This is a genomic window from Oceanicaulis sp. UBA6590 (genome assembly GCF_002433705.1).
Lineage (GTDB): Bacteria > Pseudomonadota > Alphaproteobacteria > Caulobacterales > Maricaulaceae > Oceanicaulis.
In genome coordinates this window covers 210,039-225,809 of record NZ_DJIQ01000022.1, presented here as the reverse complement: position 1 = coordinate 225,809, position 15,771 = coordinate 210,039, and the positions used below count along the sequence as shown (strand labels likewise).

Sequence of the window (15,771 nt, the reverse complement as noted above, 5' to 3'; positions counted from 1 at the left end):
CATGCCTGATACCCAAGCCAGCCCCTCCGCCTCCATTGACGCCATGCAGGATGTCTTTGCGCGCCAGAGGGCGGCCTTTGAGCACGAACGCCATCGCAGCCTGTCTGAACGCAAGGCCGATCTTGAGAAGATCGAAAAGCTGGTCAAAGAGCGCGGGGATGAGTTCGCCGACGCGATCGACGCCGATTTCGGGCGTCGCTCCAAGTCTGAAACGGCGCTGGCCGAGCTGGGCTTCACCATCGCCACCGCCAAGCACTCGCGCCAGCACCTGGCCAAGTGGATGAGCGCGAAGCGCGTATCCGTGCCGATGACGCTGGCGCCGGGCAACGCCTATATCCGCCGTGAACCCAAGGGCGTCGTCGGCATCGTTTCGCCCTGGAACTATTCCATGCAGCTCGCCTTCGCGCCGCTGGTCGCTGCGCTCGCCGCAGGCTGCCGGGTGATGATCAAGCCCAGCGAGTTCACGCCGCGCACCTCGGCTCTGATCAAATCCACCCTGGCCGAGCTGTTCAGCGAGGATCATGTGGCGGTGATCGAGGGCGGTCCGGAAGAGGCCAGCGCCTTCACCGCCCTGCCCTTTGACCATCTGTTCTATACCGGCTCCACCCAGGTGGGTCGCATCGTCGCCAAGGCGGCGGCGGAGAATCTGACGCCGGTCACGCTGGAGCTGGGCGGCAAGTCCCCCGCAGTCATCGCCCCCGATTTTGATCCGGCCGAAGCGGCGAAGACCCTCGCCTGGGGCAAGTTCCTCAATGCGGGCCAGACCTGCGTCGCGCCTGACTATGCGCTTGTCCCACGCGGTTCTGAAAAGGGCTTTGTGGACGCCATGATGCACGAAACGGCGCAGATGTGGCCTGATGTGGCGACCAATGAGGACTACACCGCCATCATCTCCGAGCGCCATCATGCGCGCCTCAGCCAGATGGTCGAGGAAGTGCGCGAAGCCGGCGCTGAAGTTCACCAGCTGGCGTTCGACAAGGCGAAGGCCGGCAATACCCGCATCTTCCCCCCGACTGTGGTCGTTGATCCGCCGCTCGACTCCAAGCTCATGCAGGAGGAGATTTTCGGACCGATCCTGCCGGTGCTCAGCCATGACGGGCTGGAGGACGCCGCGCGCTTCATCAATGAACGCGATCGTCCGCTGGCGCTCTACATCTGGTCGAAATCCAAGCAGACGGCGCGAAATTTCCTCGCTAGGACCATTTCAGGCGGCGCAGCGGTGAACCTGCCGCTTCTGCACCTGTCGGTCGAGGACCTGCCCTTTGGCGGCGTCGGCGCGTCCGGCTATGGCGCCTATCATGGCGAGGCGGGGTTCCTGACCTTCACCCATGAGCGCGGCGTGTTCGAGGCCCCGGTCTGGCATCCCAGCCGCCTCGTGCGTCCGCCCTATGGCAAGGTCTTTGAATTCTTCAAGAAACTGCAGGCCGGCTAGCCGGCAAGGGACCAGTTGATGTCATCCGCGGTCGGGGCGTCGTTCAGTTGCGGTCTGGAGAAATAATAGCCTTGGAACAGGGTGATCCCCAGATCCAGCAGCGCACGCGCCTCGGCCTTCACCTCAATGCCTTCGGCGATGATGCGAATGCCGAACCTGTCGCAGATCTCCACCAGAGCCGAGAGAATGGTCCGCTTGACCGGGCTGATGTGAACATTGCGCACCAGCGCCATGTCGAGCTTGATGATGTCGGGCATGACCGAGGCCAGCAGCGTCAGGCCCGCGCCCCCCGAGCCGAAATCATCCAGCGCCGTGGTGAAGCCCATATCCTTGTAGGACCGAACGATCATGGCGAAATGGTCAGGATCGGTGACCGCTTCATGCTCGGTCATCTCGAACATGATCTGATCAATGGGAAAACCGTTCGCCGTCGCGGCAGCCAGCGTGGTGCGCAGACAGGTCGCCGGATCATAGACGGCGTTCGGCATGGTGTTCAGCGACAGAAGCTCGCCCCGTCGCGCCAGCGTCCGGCTCGCAGACTTGAGCGCCTGGATGCGGCAATGCCGGTCGAAGGCGTGCATGTTCTCGGTCGTGACCTTGGACAGAACCGAACCCGCGGATTCTCCTTCAGGGCCGCGCACCAGGGCTTCCTGGGCGAAGATCGTCCGCGACTTGAAGTCGATAATGGGCTGGAAGGCGAAACTCAAACGCTCGGGAAACGGCTCTGCACAACGGCAGATCGCTTCTTCACAAAGCGGGGTTGCGGTTGATGTGCTCATTGTCGGAGACCTTGATGCTATTTGTTCAATTCTCGCATGTACAACTTAATGAAGAGTGTCATGCGACTGCGCATGACGTTCGAGAGTGTTGCGCCGTAACTTGAAAGCCCTGGGGAGGCTGATCGTGAAAACCTGGATCATTCGGATTGTCGTGGGCGTGATCGCGCTTGCCCTGATCATCGTGCTGGGCGTCGGCGCCTGGCTGGTGGAGCGCTTCAACGCCTCCAAACCCCGCGAGACCGGCGAAGTCGCCCTCTCCGCGCTTGAGCGTCCAGCCCAGGTGGTGCGCGACGAAAACGGCATCGCCCACATCTTTGGCGAAACCGACGCCGATGTGATGGCGGCGCTTGGCTATGTGCATGCCAGCGAACGCTATTTTCAGATGGATCTGGCGCGCCGTTATATGCGTGGCGAGCTGTCGGCGCTGTTCGGCGAGGACTATCTGCGCGCTGACGCCCAAACCCGCACCTATGGCTTTCGGCGCCTGACCGAGGACATTGTCGCCAACCTGTCTGATGAGACGCGTGCGCTCATGGAGGCCTATGTGGCGGGCGTGAACGCGCGTGTGGCCGAGGGCGCGGTGGCGCCCGAATACGCCGTCCTGCGCACCGCGCCGGAAGGCTGGAGCCTTGAGGACAGCGCCGCCATCGTCGTGTTGCTGGCCCATGACCTGGCCGCCGGTGCTGGCGCGGATACCGACAGGGCGCTTCTGGACGACATCCTGTCGGCGGAACAACTGGCCCAGTTCACCATGAGTTTCCCCGACTGGGCGCCGACCATGCTGAAGGCCGAGGATATGCGCGCCCGCTTTGGCGAGGTTCAGACCGAAGCCCTTCCCCCCGCTGAAGCCCCCGCCGCGCAATCAGACAACCAGCCCGGCTCGAACGCCTGGGTGATTTCCGGCGAACGGTCGGAAACCGGTCGCCCGCTTCTGGCCAATGATCCGCATCTGGGGCTGAGCACCCCGGCCATCTGGTATTATGTGCGCCTGAACCTGTCCTACGGCCCGGTGATCGGCGGCACGGTGCCCGGCGCCCCCTTCGTCATTCTGGGCCGCAATGCTCACGCCGCCTGGGGCTTTACCAATACCGGCTTTGACGTGATCGATATTCTCGAGCGCGACCGCAGCGCCGAAACGATCACCACCCGCACCGAGACCATCACCGTCAAAGGCCGCAGCGAGCCGGTGACGATCACGGTTGAGGAGACCGAGGACGGTCCGGTGCTCGATCCGCAATGGTTCGATCTGCGCGGGTTTGACGAGGATTCCATCGTGGTGCGCCGCTCCACCGTCACCGCGCCGGGCAATCGGGTCGCGGATGCGACGCTCGCCATCATGCAGGCCGAGACCTTTGACGACTTCGTTGAAGCCGGTCGCGGCTGGACCGCCCCCATGCAGAACATGCATTTCGCCAGTGTGGACGGCACCATCGGCTACACCACCGCCGGCCTGCTGCCGATCCGCGACGAGAACGGCGACTGGACGGGGTTCATCCCGTTTGAAGAGCTGCCGCGGGTCCGCAACCCGCAAGGCGGCTTCATCGCCTCGGGCAACAATCTCGTAGCCGGGCCGGACTATCCCTATCCGCTGCCGGGTTCTTACGCGACCTATCGCGCGCCGCGCATCGAGCAGCTGTTGAACGCCCGCGAACGTCATAGCCTTGATAGCTTCAAGACCCTGCAGATGGATGTGACGAGCGAACAGGCGCTGCGCATCCTGCCCATGCTGCTCGGCTCGGAACCGGAAAGTCAGCTGGGCGCAGAAGCCCTGGCCCGGCTGGAGTCCTGGGATGGATCGCTCGACGCGGACGGCCCGGAAGCCCTTATCTATTCCGCCTGGCTGCGCGTGCTGTCAGGCGCGATCTGGAATGACGAGCTGGATACCCTCGCCGTCGCCTTCAACCAGCCCCGCCGCGCCTTTCTGGAAGAGGTGCTGATTGGCGAGGCGTCGGCCTGGTGTGATGATGTGCGCACCGATGCGGTGGAGACCTGCGCCATCACCGCCGGTCTGGCCCTCGACGCCGCCATGGCGGAAACCGCGGACGCCTTTGGCCGTGACATGGACAGCTGGCGCTGGGGCGATATGCATGTGGCCGATTTCGACCATCCGTTCGACAGCCTGCCGCTGATCGGCTCCATGTTCGCCAACCGCGTCGCCGTGCCCGGCGACGGCGCCACGATCAATGTGGCCCATTTCAGCTATGCCTCGGGCAGCTATGACGTCTTCCACGCCGCGTCCTTGCGGGCGATCTATGACCTGTCGGACCTGAACAACTCGCTCTACATGTTTGCGCCCGGCCAGTCCGGGCACCCGCTGTCGCCCCATCATGGCGACCTCGCCCCGCGATGGGCGGCGGGCGAGTATTTCGAGATCCGCGATGACTGGGATGTTGCATCCGCGCCGGAAGGCAGCCATGTCCTGACCCTGACGCCGCAATAGGACCCGCCATGATCAGTCTTGAAAACCAGACCGTCTTCGTCACCGGAGCCTCGCGCGGCGCCGGCGCCGGCATCGCCCGCCAGATCGCCGAGGCCGGCGGCCGGGTGATCCTGGGCTATGCCCGCAACACCGAGGCCGCCAAGTCGATGGCGAGCGAGCTGGGCGACAAGGCGATCGGTCTGGTCAAGGCGGATTTCTCAGATCCCGCCGCGGCGGAACCCGCCTGGGAACAGGCCAAAACCATCGCCGACGGGCCGATCCACGGCCTTGTGCTCAATCATGGCGTCTTCGAAGCCTCCAATGTGCACGACCCGGCCGATATCTGGCGGCAGAACTGGGCGCGCACCCTGCAGATCAATCTGCAAAGCTGCGCCGACCTCGCCCGCTGCGCGGCGCAGGACTGGGTGGATGGCGCCCCCGGCGGCTCACTCGTGGCCATCAGCTCGCGCGCGGGGCACCGCGGCGATGACGCAGACCATCCCGCCTACGCGGCCTCGAAAGCCGGTCTGATCGCGATGATCAAGACTTTGGCGCGCGCCTATTCAGGACGAGGCCTGCTCGCCTACGCCATCGCGCCAGGCTGGATCGACACCGAAATGGCGCCGCAGGACCCTGATGACCGCAAGGCGGCGCTCGCCGAAGTGCCCTATGGCGACATGGCGACGCCGGACGAGCTGGGTCAGCTCACCGCGTTTCTGCTCTCAGGCGCCTGCAAAAGCGCCACCGGCGCGACCTTTGACGTCAATGGCGCGAGCTATGTGAGGTAGGGGCTGAACGCCCAACAGTGTCTGAATTCCCGGGCGAGCGTAGCGAAGACCCGGGACCTCTTTCCTCCTTAAGCGCCCTATTCTGATGGAGTCCCTGGCTCAGCGCTGCGCTTGGCCAGGGTTTCAGAACCTACTCCGCCGCCAGCGCTTCTTGTCGCCCCGCGCGCACCAGCCGACCCGGGCGCGCGTCCGTCACTTCGTCATTGCGCACCACGACCTCGCCCGAAACGATCGTTGCGCGATAGCCTTCGGCGTCCTGCAACAGGCGCTGGCCGCCGGCGGGCAGGTCCTTGACCAGACGCGGCGGGTGCAGGCGGAGTGTCTGGTAATCGATGACGTTGAGATCGGCCTTCAGCCCCGGCTTGATCCGGCCGCGATCAGACAGACCCAGATAATCGGCGATGTCCGCCGTCAGCATCTGCACGGCGCGTTCGGGCGCAATGCGGGGTCCACGGGTGCGGTCACGGGTCCAGTAGCTTAGAAGATAGCTGGGGAAGCTGGCGTCACACACCGTGCCCACATGGGCGCCGCCATCGGACAGGCCCGGAATGGCGAGCGGGTGCTGCATCATGGTCAGCACATTGTCATAGCTGAGCTCGGTATAGTTGTAGATCGGCAGATAGATCAGCTCGCGACCGTCGCGCGCGATCACCGTATCAAACAGTTCTTCCCACACTGACACGCCGCGCCGTTCAGCCTTCGCGCCGATCGATTGCTCGGGCGGCTGCTCGTAATCCGGGTTCTCGGACAGGGTGAAGAGCTTGCCCGCCACCATTTCCATGTTCTCGATGAGAAGATCGGCGATGGGCGGGACCGAGCTGCCGGGCCCGGCGAGCTTGTCCGATTTCTGGCTGAGGATCTTCTGACGGAAGGCGTCCGTCTTCATCACCCCCACCCGTTCATCGAGCGGCAGATGGGCGATCTCCTTATAGGCCGGGAAGCCCATGAAGGGATGGAAGGTGCATTGCAGCCCCAGGAAGACCCCGATGGCGCGCGGCGCCACCTGAGCGCGAACGGTATAGCCCTCCTTGTCCAGCGCTTCGAGCCCGTTGAGGATCTTGCGCCATTGATCGGGCGCGAAATCGCGCTGCATCAGGGACATGGAGAAGGGACGTCCGCCTGCGGCGCGGACATACTCTTCCACGACCTTCCATTCTTCATCGAAACGGGACTGGTCACGTTCCAGGTCAAAATCGGACACCGCCTGGATGACGCCGTGATCACGCCCCTTGAAGGCGCTGGCGATGCCGGTGAGTTCCTTGGTGGTGGCTTCGGACGCCGGGGTCCATTCCCCGTCCGCCGTGCGGTGCAGGTCCGAGCGCCCGGTCGCGAAGCCGATGGCGCCCGCATCCAGCGCTTCAGAGACAAGGTCTCGCATCTTCGCGATCTCGTTGTCATTGGCCTGCTTGTCAAAGCTCGCGCGCTCATCCATCACATAGACGCGCAGCGGATCGTGGCCGACCATCGCCGCCACATCGAGGGTGCGCGGGGTCTTCTCAAGCGCGTCCATATAGTCGGGGAAGCTCTCCCAGTCCCAGCTCAGGCCCTCGGCGAGCGCGGTGCCGGGAATGTCCTCCACCCCCTCCATCAGCTTGATGAGGCGCTCATGGTCGGACTTGCGCACGGGCGCGAAGCCCACCCCGCAATTGCCCATGATGGCGGTGGTCACCCCATGCTTGATGGACGGCTCCATCCGGTCATCCCAGGTGGCCTGACCGTCATAATGGGTGTGCACATCGATGAAGCCGGGGGTGATGATGCAGCCTTGGGCGTCGATCACCTCATCGGCGTCGCCCGGCGCATCACCCACCGCAATGATGCGGCCATCCTTGATCCCGACATCGCCCATGTAAGGCGAGCCGCCCTCGCCCTCATGGATCATGCCGCCGGTGATCTTCAGATCATACTCCGCCATGTCGTCTCCTCCCGAATGAAGCTATGGCGCCGTTTCGGCGCTCTTTTGTGATCGGACCCAGTCGAGCCCGCGATAGAAGCCGGCGAGCGCGCCGCCGCTGAACAGATGCCAGACCGCCCAAAGCGCTGTGATGGCCGCCGCTCCGCCCACGCCCTCGAACTGGCCCAGCAGGATGACAAGGCCCAGCCCGGTGTTCTGGATGCCCACCTCGAAGGTCACCGAGCGCCGTCCGGCGGTTTCAAAGCCCAGAAGGCGCGCCGACGCCGCGCCCACGCCAAACGCCACCGCATTGTGGATCATGGCGATGACCAGCACACTGCCCGCCGTCGCGGTGAAAAGCGCCCAGTTCGTGCTCACCCCGCCAATCACCATGCTCGCCAGCCCCAGAAGCCCGGCGACCAGAAATACAGGGCGCAGCCGGTGCGCGGTCCTGGGAAACCGATGCGCGATCCCCATGCCGATCGCCAGCGGCACGGCGAGCAGAAGCGTTGTCTGCAGGACAAAGGGGATGGGCGAGACCTCGATGGACTCCACCAGGGCGTCCGCCGGGCCATAGAGCGACGTCCAGAACAGGATCGAGACCGGGGTCAAGAGCGCGGCGGCGAGGCTGGACGTCGCGGTCAGCGAGACGGAGAGCGCGGTGTCCCCGCGCGCCAGATGGGTGAGGAAGTTCGACACATTCCCGCCCGGACAACACGCCACCACGATCATCCCCAGCGCGATCGACGGCGGCGGGGACAGCACATGGATCAAGGCGAGGGTCACGAGCGGCAAGCCGATGATCTGAGCGGCCGCCGCGCCGAGAAAGCGTCCGGGTCGCGTTCTGAGCTGGGCGAAATCCCCCACATGAACATCCAGCGCCACGGCGAACATCAGGATCGCCAGAATGGCTGGCAGGATCAGGCTTGCCCCTGGCGCGAGTTCAATCTGCACCGCATCCAGCGCTGCTATATCCATGGCGCGCCTCTCCTCCCGCTGCGAGGTCCGAGCCTGTCGGACCGTCCCCGCCTCTTCGGGCGAGTGAACATTGTTCACCCCCAGAGTGACCGCTTTGACCGCCAGTGTCGAGACCCTCAGCGGGCCGGGCTTGCGCGTTCAGGGGATCAATGCACGATGCACGCATCAGGAATTCATGTGGGGAGTCACAATGTTACGTTACTTTATAACGTCTGGTGTCGCCGCGCTGGCGCTGACGGCGTGCAGCGACCCGGCGCCCGCGCCGCAGAGCGAGGACGCCGCCGCGGCGTCCGGGACCAGCGAAGCCTCCAACGCCTATCCCGCCCACCAGGCGAGCGATGCCGCGATCACCGAGGCGGACTTCGCCTATCGGATTTCCGCCCTTGCCGATGACCGTTTCGAAGGCCGCGGACCCGCGTCCGAGCATGGCGAACAGGCGGCGACCTGGATTGCCGAGGAAATGGACGCGATCGGCCTCGAGCCGGCCGGCGAGGAGCGCGGCTGGTACCAGCCGGTGCCGCTCATCGAATCCACGCTCGACGAGACCGCCTCGAGCTTTGACATCACCATTGATGGCGAACCCATGGGCCTTCAGACCAATGTGGACGTGGTCTACTGGTCCCAGAACCCCGAAGAACAGGTCAGCCTGTCTGATTCCGACCTCGTCTTCGTCGGCTACGGCGTCGTTGCGCCTGAATATGGCTGGAATGACTATGAAGGCGTGGACGTCACCGGCAAGACGGTGGTCATCCTGATCAATGATCCGGGCTTCGCCGATCCCGATTCCGGGCTCTTCAACGGCTCGGCCATGACCTATTACGGTCGCTGGACCTACAAGTACGAAGAAGCCGCCCGTCAGGGCGCCGAGGGCGCGATCATCGTTCACCAGACCGCCCCGGCGGCCTATCCCTGGGGCACGGTGCAGTCGAGCTGGTCCGGCCCGCAATTCACCCTCGCCTCCTCCGCCGGTCAGGAACGCGCCGATGTCCAGGCCTGGATCACTGAAGAGAAAGCGGCCGAGCTGTTCGACGCGCTCGATCTCGACTTCGCAGAGCTGAGCGCCTCGGCGTTGAGCCCGGATTTCGAACCGGTGGACATGGGCCGCGCCAGCCTGAGCGCTTCGCTCAGCAATTCGCTGCGCACCCTGACCTCGAACAATGTCGCAGGCATGGTTGAAGGGTCTGAACGCCCGGACGAGTTCGTGCTGTTCATGGCCCATTGGGACCATATCGGCATCCGTCTGAACTTTGCGGGCGACGACCAGATCTATAACGGAGCCGTGGACAACGCGACGGGCGTGTCCGCCATGCTGGAGCTGGCCGAAGCCTACGCCAAGTCCGACACGCCGCCCGAGCGCTCGGTGATCTTCGTGGCCGTGACCGCCGAGGAACAGGGCCTTCTGGGCTCGGAATACTACGCCCAGAACCCGCTGATCCCGCTGGATCAGACCGTCGCCGGGTTCAACTTTGACGGCATTCTGCCGATCGGCCGCACCGAGGATATCGTGGTGATCGGTTATGGCGCCTCCGAACTTGAGGACCTGCTGCGCCTCGAAGCGGAAGCGGACGGCATGTATCTCAGCCCCGATCCCAATCCGGAGGCGGGCTATTTCTATCGCTCCGACCACGTCACCCTCGCCCGTCGCGGCGTGCCGATGCTGTACGCGGATTCCGGGTCTGTCGCTGAAGAAGGCGGCGAAGATTACGGCGCGCAGATCGAAGCGGCCTACCGCCTTCAGGCCTATCACAAGCCTGCCGACGAGTTTGACCCGAACTGGGACATGAGCGGCTTCGTGCAGTCCACCGAGCTGATGTACCGCGTCTCGCGTCGTCTGACCGACTCCGAGGACTGGCCCAACTGGTATGAGGAGAACGAGTTCCGCGCCATCCGCGATGCGATGATGCAGGACTAGCGACCTCATACGCTGACACGAGAAAGCCCGGACGGTCAGCCGTCCGGGCTTCTTTTGTGGGTCCGACGTCCTGCCTAGCGCGTCAGGCGCAGGCGGTTGATGTCGGCGGCGATGGAGGAGAAAGCCTCGGCGATATCGAGATTTTCCACCTGATAATAGTTCTGGGGCTTGTTGGCGCAGTTGCGCATCAGGTCGCGATTGGTCTGACCGCTCAGCTGGAAGGCGATGGTGTAGATCTGCACCCCGTTGCCATCGGCAATGTCGCACGCCTCGGCCATGTTCTCGCGCGCCTGACGGGCGGAGTAGAGCTCATAACTGCGCGTGCCGGTCCGTTCGCGCCCCCACCAGTCATAATAGGTGTACTCCTCGCTGCGGATCTGGGCCGTCGCCTCACCATCGGTCATCACCACCAGAATCTTGATGGTGTCGCGATCATCATAGGACGCCGGACGATCGGAGAAACTGCCCCCCAGATTCCCGCGCCAGGCCGGGTCGAGCGCCCGCGCGCCCCACATGGTGGCCACATCGAGACCGGTATTGCCTTCCGCGCGCAGCGAATTGATCAGACCGCGCAGGCGCCCTTCATTCTGGGACAGGAATTCGGATTCCATATTGTTGCGCGGACAGAAGGCCGAGTAGCTGTTGCCGGTCTGCTCGCTGCCGTAATACTCGGTGAATTCCATCCCCCGGTAAGGCAGCGTCATCTCGACAGGATAGTCCGTTCCCATGTCCACACAGCCGGACTGACGGCGATGATTGTTGTTGCCGCTGACAATGTCCTGATTGACCTCGCGCGGCGTGCGCACGCCGCCATTGTAGGGAATGACGGAAATCGAGGTCCGCTCGGCGGCGTCCGCCGCCAGCACGATCTCGACAAATTCGATGGCTGCATCCTGCAGGGCATTGATCTTGGAGCCGCCCATCGAGCCTGACACGTCAAGCACGAGCGAGATCTCCACATCGCGCACCTGCTCGATGGCTTCGCTGGCGTGTTCCAGCGTCAGCGTGTTGATGCCCACCAGACCCAGCATGGTCGTGGGCATGGCGACGGAGGCGGTCGCGTTCACAACGCGGGAGTTGAGCGAGATGTCCGCAACCACATCCAGCTGCAGGCTGGCCAGCAATTGGGGATGATCGGCCAGGGCGGCCTCCACATAGGCGCGCACGACGTCCTCGGGATTACGGTCCTGTGTCAGGGAGGCGGCGGCCAGCGCGCCGGAATCCAGCGCGCTCTGAAGCTCGGAGCTGACGGTGGTGCTGCGCGAATAATCCAGAGCGCCGCCCACCGCGGTCACCAGCACGCCCGAGCACAGCGCCATGATGATGGCGACATTGCCGCGGCGGTCATCTGACCAGCGAGAAAAAATCCGTCCGAGCACGCTCATGAGCCGTCCTACGCAAAACACCGTTCCAAGCCGGAACACGCGTAGACAGAGCTTGCAACAAACGGACCAAAATCCAGTTAAAACAATAATTTACGACTTGTTAACCGCGTTAGCGCGCCAGCCGCAGATTGTTGAGATCCGCCGCAATCGAGTTGAAGGCGGCGGAAATATCCAGATTTTCAACCGCGTAATAGTTCTCGGGCCGACTGGCGCAGTCGCGCATCAGATTGCGGTTGGTCGAGCCTGAAACCTGAAAGGCGATGGTGTAGATGTGCACGCCCTCCGCCTCGGCCGCATCGCAGGCGTCCGCCATGTTATCGCGCGCCTGCGAAGCGCTGTAGATTTCATAGCTGTACCAGTCGCCATACCAGTTCTGGGCGCGGCGGATCTGGGCGGTCGCCGCCCCATCGGTCATCACCACCAGCACCTTCATGGTCGAAGGGTCGTCATAGGCGGCGGGACGGGACGCGAAGTCGCCCCCCAGCCGTCCGCGCCAGGCCGGGTCAAGCGCCCGGGCGCCCCAGGCGGTCGCCACATCCAGTCCCGTATTGCCGCCCGCATCCAGATCACGGATCAGATTCACCAGCACCGACGGGGTCTGTTCCAGAAAGACCGTGGCTTCATTCTCCTCCGGACAGAAGGCGGAAGAGCGCCAGCCCCGCTGGTCGCGATCCTGCCAGTCGAGCCAGTCATACCCGTTCGCAGCGAGATCCATCGTGACCGGATCAGAGACGCCCAGCTCGAGACAGCCGCTGTCATTGGGCGTGCCCGGGACCAGGTCATTGGTCACGGTCTGGGGCAGGCGCACGCCGCCATTATAGGGAATGACCGACAGGCTGGTGAGGCCCTCCAGATCGGGGTCCATCATCACGCCCACAAACTCCTCGGCCGCGTCCCGCAAGGCCGTGATCTTGGAGCCGCTCATGGAGCCGGAAATGTCCAGCACCAGTGAAATTTCCAGGTTGCGCACCCGCTCATTGGCCTCGGAGACGCGGTTCAGCGTCAATGCGTCATACCCGATAATGCCCAGCATCAGCGTGGGCACGCTGATCACGGCGTCCGCCGTCACTTCGCGCGAGTTGATGGCGAGGTCGGAGCTGACCTGAACATTCAGCCGCTCGAGCACGCCATTATGCTCGGACAGCGCGGCCGTGATGTAATTGCGCACAATGGTTTCAGGGTCTTCGCCCTGGGACAGCGAGGCGGCGGCGAGCGTTCCCGCATCCATGGCGGACTGGATCTCGGCGCCGATGGTGAAGGTGCGCGAATAATCGAGCGCCCCGCCCACGCTGACGACGAGCGGACCCAGCAACATGGCGAACATCATCGCCACATTGCCGCGCACATCCTGTGTGAAATGTCTCAAAAGCGACCGCATGTCCCGACCCTCGTTGCGACAACGCGCAAAACGGATCAAGACTTCGCTCACCCCCATTAAAACATTGAAAAGAAACAGGGTAAGCGTTGCGTTTACCCTGTTTCGAGTCGGGCCGCTAACCCTGGGCGAAAAAGCCCTTCAGGGCGCGCGCCGCCTGGCGGATGCGCTGCTCGTTCTCCACGACCGCCAGGCGCACATGGCCGTCGCCGCGCTCGCCAAAGCCCAGCCCCGGCGCGACGGCCACATCGGTTTCTTCCAGCAGCTTCTTGGCGAACTCCACCGAGCCCAGATGCGCGAAGCGTTCGGGGATCGGCGCCCAGGCGAACATGGTCGCGGGCGGGCTGGGAATGTCGAACCCGGCGCGGCCAAAGCTTTCCACCAGCACGTCGCGGCGCTTCTTGTAGATCTCGCGCGCCTCGACCACATGGTCCTGCGGACCATCGAGCGCCGCCACCGCCGCGATCTGGATCGGGGTGAACGCGCCATAGTCGAGATAGGATTTCACCCGCTTGAGCGCGTCCACAAGCCGCGATGACCCCGCCGCAAAGCCCATGCGCCAGCCGGGCATGGAATAGGTCTTGGACATGGAGGTGAACTCCACCGCCACATCCTTGGCGCCCTCGACCTCGAGGATCGAAGGCGGCGGATTGCCATCAAAATAGATCTCCGAATACGCAAGGTCGGAAATGAGAACGAGGTCGTTCTCCTTCGCAATGCGCACGGCCTCTTTGTAGAAGTCGAGATCGACGACCTGGGCAGTCGGGTTCGACGGGAAGTTCAGCACCAGCGCCGACGGCGCCGGGATCGAGCGGCGGCAGGCATGCACCGCCTCGCGCAGGAAATCCTCGGGATCCTTGAAGCCGACCGGCCGCACGGCGGCGCCGGCGATCAGGAAGCCGAACATATGGATCGGATAGGACGGATCGGGCACGAGGATCACATCGCCCGGCGCGGTGATCGCCTGGGCGAGGTTGGCGAGCCCTTCCTTGGAGCCCAGCGTGACGCAGACCTCGGTATTGGGGTCGAGTCCCACATTGAAACGGCGCTCGTAATAACGCGCGAGCGCCTTGCGCAGGGACGGCACGCCCTGGCTGGCGGAATAGCGGTGCGCGCGCGGATCGGCGGCAACCTCGGCAAGCTTGGCGATGATGTGCGGGGCGGGAGCGAGATCGGGATTGCCCATGCCGAAATCGATGACGTCGCGGCCCTCGGCGCGATAGGCCTGCTTCATCCGGTTCACTTCAGCGAACACGTAAGGCGGCAGGCGCCGCTCGCGGTAAAACTCTTCCTGTTGAGACATCGGTTCAAATCGCCCTGCTTGAATGCGTCTGCAGCGTACTCCGCACGCCCCGGAGGGCGTCAATGGGGCGCAGCTGTGGCGAAGCGATGAATTGCACGGACATTCATGCGCAAAACGCGGTTTCTCGACTAGAACGCCCCGCCGGCGGGCCGCGTCTCGCGCAGGGCGCGACGGCGGCGGTGCTGGTCGGGCATCAGTCTGTCGAGCAGCGCATGAAAGCGCGGCGAGTGATCCATCACCAGAAGATGGCAGGCCTCATGCGCGCAGACATAATCAATCAGCGCTTCGGTATAGGCGATCAGGCGCGCATTCATGCGGATCGAGCCGTCTGACGAGCACGAGCCCCAGCGCGCCTTCTGCTCGCGCACGCTGACTTTCGGTCGCTTCGCGCCCAGCGTCTTGGCATAGGCTTCAAGCTTGGGCGTCATCAGGGCGAGGGCTTCGGCCTTGCGCCAGCGCTTGAGCGCGGCCAGCACCGCCTTGCGGCTGTCAGACGGATCAAGATGCCTGTCCACATGCACGATGACTTCGGCCTCGGTGCGGGTCACTACAGTGCGGGCCTTGTCATGGGGGAGCACCGACAGGCGCAAATCCTTGCCCAGCCAGCCCACCCGTTCGCCATCCACCCCGCGCAGGGCGGGCGCGGTGCGCGCCTGACGCTTTTCCAGCCGGTCGATGACCCAGCCCGCCTTCTCGCGCACCACGGCGTCGGCCTCGGCCACGCTGACGCGCGCCGGCAGGGTGACGGTCAAACCGTCCTCACTGACCTTCAGGCCAATGGTCTTGCGGCGATGGGAGCGTTTGAGCGTATAGAGCAAATCCCGGTCGGGCAGCTCGATCTGGCGCACCTGCGCACTGTCCCGGCTCACGGGCAAGCGCCTCAGGCCGATCGGGGCGCGTTCAGCGCCACCGCGTGCAGCCCCAGCAGCATCACCGCCCCGCCCACAAACAGGCCCGCAAAAGGCGCCAGCTCCACCCGGCCCGCCGCCAGCGTCATGAACGCCATCACAAGGCCGTAGACGATGAGCGCAATGACAACGATGCGGCCCAGCGTACGCTCTTGCGCGCCGCTCCAGCGCGCCCGCGACACCCAGGTGAATCCTGGCAGCGCCACAAGGCTGGCGATCAGCGCCAGATAGGCGGGCAGGCCGACGCCCTCGAGCGCGCCCTGGGCCAAAAGCCCGCCCGCGCCCGCCAGCATCATCAGAACGCCCCAGACCAGGGGATGATTGATCCGTGCAAACATGAGGCGAGCTTAGACCGCGTCGCGCACCCGCGCCAGATCAGGCTTTGGTGGGAGGGGGTGATGACTTGCGGTCAGCATGTAGGCGGTAGCAGCTTAATGCTCTTCGCTATCAACTTGGGGTGCAAACATACAGATAATAGTAAATATAAACATCACCACTCCACTGTATTTTTTAAACCCTCATTGCAATCAATAAATGAAAAATAAAATAACAATAAAGCAGAACATAGAGTTAGGGCAATAAGTATGTAATTTGCAAC

12 protein-coding genes are annotated in these 15,771 nt (G+C 63.9%); 4 read left to right on the top strand and 8 right to left on the bottom strand.

The genetic code is table 11. The features are described from left to right. The first annotated feature begins 1 nt into the window (after position 1). Positions 2-1,432: a coniferyl aldehyde dehydrogenase gene (locus tag B2Z70_RS04810; protein ID WP_009802891.1), complete on the top strand. Its 1,431-nt coding sequence runs from the start codon at positions 2-4 to the stop codon at positions 1,430-1,432. On the opposite strand, the gene B2Z70_RS04805 is transcribed toward B2Z70_RS04810, so the two are convergent. Next, a complete protein-coding gene (locus B2Z70_RS04805; protein WP_292981653.1) occupies positions 1,429-2,211 on the bottom strand; it encodes an EAL domain-containing protein in 783 nt (260 codons plus the stop codon). The genes B2Z70_RS04810 and B2Z70_RS04805 overlap by 4 nt on opposite strands. A gap of 124 nt (positions 2,212-2,335) precedes the next feature. Between B2Z70_RS04805 and B2Z70_RS04800 the strand changes: the two genes are divergently transcribed. Then, on the top strand, positions 2,336-4,651 hold the full coding sequence (locus B2Z70_RS04800; protein ID WP_292981650.1) for a penicillin acylase family protein: 2,316 nt from the start codon (positions 2,336-2,338) through the stop codon (positions 4,649-4,651). Between the two features lie 8 nt (positions 4,652-4,659). Next, entirely contained in the window at positions 4,660-5,418 is a 759-nt protein-coding gene (locus tag B2Z70_RS04795) for an SDR family NAD(P)-dependent oxidoreductase (protein ID WP_009802888.1), read from the top strand. 130 nt (positions 5,419-5,548) lie between these two features. On the opposite strand, the gene B2Z70_RS04790 is transcribed toward B2Z70_RS04795, so the two are convergent. Continuing rightward, the gene (locus B2Z70_RS04790) at positions 5,549-7,333 is read right to left on the bottom strand and encodes an N-acyl-D-amino-acid deacylase family protein (RefSeq protein WP_292981647.1); all 1,785 of its coding nucleotides are present in this window, start codon (positions 7,331-7,333) and stop codon (positions 5,549-5,551) included. A gap of 21 nt (positions 7,334-7,354) precedes the next feature. After that, positions 7,355-8,290, bottom strand: coding sequence for a bile acid:sodium symporter family protein (locus tag B2Z70_RS04785; protein WP_009802886.1), 936 nt, complete (start codon positions 8,288-8,290; stop codon positions 7,355-7,357). 190 nt (positions 8,291-8,480) lie between these two features. Between B2Z70_RS04785 and B2Z70_RS04780 the strand changes: the two genes are divergently transcribed. Continuing rightward, positions 8,481-10,202, top strand: a complete 1,722-nt coding sequence (locus B2Z70_RS04780) for a M28 family metallopeptidase (protein ID WP_292981643.1) — start codon at positions 8,481-8,483, stop codon at positions 10,200-10,202. Positions 10,203-10,276: 74 nt separating this feature from the next. On the opposite strand, the gene B2Z70_RS04775 is transcribed toward B2Z70_RS04780, so the two are convergent. From B2Z70_RS04775 to B2Z70_RS04755, 5 genes are all read right to left on the bottom strand, one after another. Continuing rightward, positions 10,277-11,587: a TadE/TadG family type IV pilus assembly protein gene (locus B2Z70_RS04775; RefSeq protein ID WP_292981639.1), complete on the bottom strand. Its 1,311-nt coding sequence runs from the start codon at positions 11,585-11,587 to the stop codon at positions 10,277-10,279. Positions 11,588-11,696: 109 nt separating this feature from the next. After that, positions 11,697-12,965 carry a TadE/TadG family type IV pilus assembly protein gene (locus tag B2Z70_RS04770; RefSeq protein ID WP_040613620.1) on the bottom strand — a complete coding sequence of 423 codons (1,269 nt, stop codon included), beginning with the start codon at positions 12,963-12,965 and terminating at the stop codon, positions 11,697-11,699. Between the two features lie 115 nt (positions 12,966-13,080). Continuing rightward, positions 13,081-14,265, bottom strand: a complete 1,185-nt coding sequence (locus tag B2Z70_RS04765; RefSeq protein ID WP_009802882.1) for an LL-diaminopimelate aminotransferase — start codon at positions 14,263-14,265, stop codon at positions 13,081-13,083. Positions 14,266-14,393: 128 nt separating this feature from the next. Next, entirely contained in the window at positions 14,394-15,134 is a 741-nt protein-coding gene (locus B2Z70_RS04760) for a M48 family metallopeptidase (protein WP_292981636.1), read from the bottom strand. An 11-nt stretch (positions 15,135-15,145) separates the two neighbouring features. Continuing rightward, a complete protein-coding gene (locus tag B2Z70_RS04755; RefSeq protein WP_292981633.1) occupies positions 15,146-15,511 on the bottom strand; it encodes a hypothetical protein in 366 nt (121 codons plus the stop codon). Positions 15,512-15,771: the final 260 nt, after the last annotated feature.

Excerpts from the sequence above, each read along its gene's own strand:
- B2Z70_RS04810 (WP_009802891.1), top strand. The coding sequence starts at position 2 with ATGCCTGATACCCAAGCCAGCCCCTCCGCCTCCATTGACGCCATGCAG.
- B2Z70_RS04805 (WP_292981653.1), bottom strand. The coding sequence starts at position 2,211 with ATGAGCACATCAACCGCAACCCCGCTTTGTGAAGAAGCGATCTGCCGT.
- B2Z70_RS04795 (WP_009802888.1), top strand. The coding sequence starts at position 4,660 with ATGATCAGTCTTGAAAACCAGACCGTCTTCGTCACCGGAGCCTCGCGC.
- B2Z70_RS04790 (WP_292981647.1), bottom strand. The coding sequence starts at position 7,333 with ATGGCGGAGTATGATCTGAAGATCACCGGCGGCATGATCCATGAGGGC.
- B2Z70_RS04785 (WP_009802886.1), bottom strand. The coding sequence starts at position 8,290 with ATGGATATAGCAGCGCTGGATGCGGTGCAGATTGAACTCGCGCCAGGG.
- B2Z70_RS04780 (WP_292981643.1), top strand. The coding sequence starts at position 8,481 with ATGTTACGTTACTTTATAACGTCTGGTGTCGCCGCGCTGGCGCTGACG.
- B2Z70_RS04775 (WP_292981639.1), bottom strand. The coding sequence starts at position 11,587 with ATGAGCGTGCTCGGACGGATTTTTTCTCGCTGGTCAGATGACCGCCGC.
- B2Z70_RS04770 (WP_040613620.1), bottom strand. The coding sequence starts at position 12,965 with ATGCGGTCGCTTTTGAGACATTTCACACAGGATGTGCGCGGCAATGTG.
- B2Z70_RS04765 (WP_009802882.1), bottom strand. The coding sequence starts at position 14,265 with ATGTCTCAACAGGAAGAGTTTTACCGCGAGCGGCGCCTGCCGCCTTAC.
- B2Z70_RS04755 (WP_292981633.1), bottom strand. The coding sequence starts at position 15,511 with ATGTTTGCACGGATCAATCATCCCCTGGTCTGGGGCGTTCTGATGATG.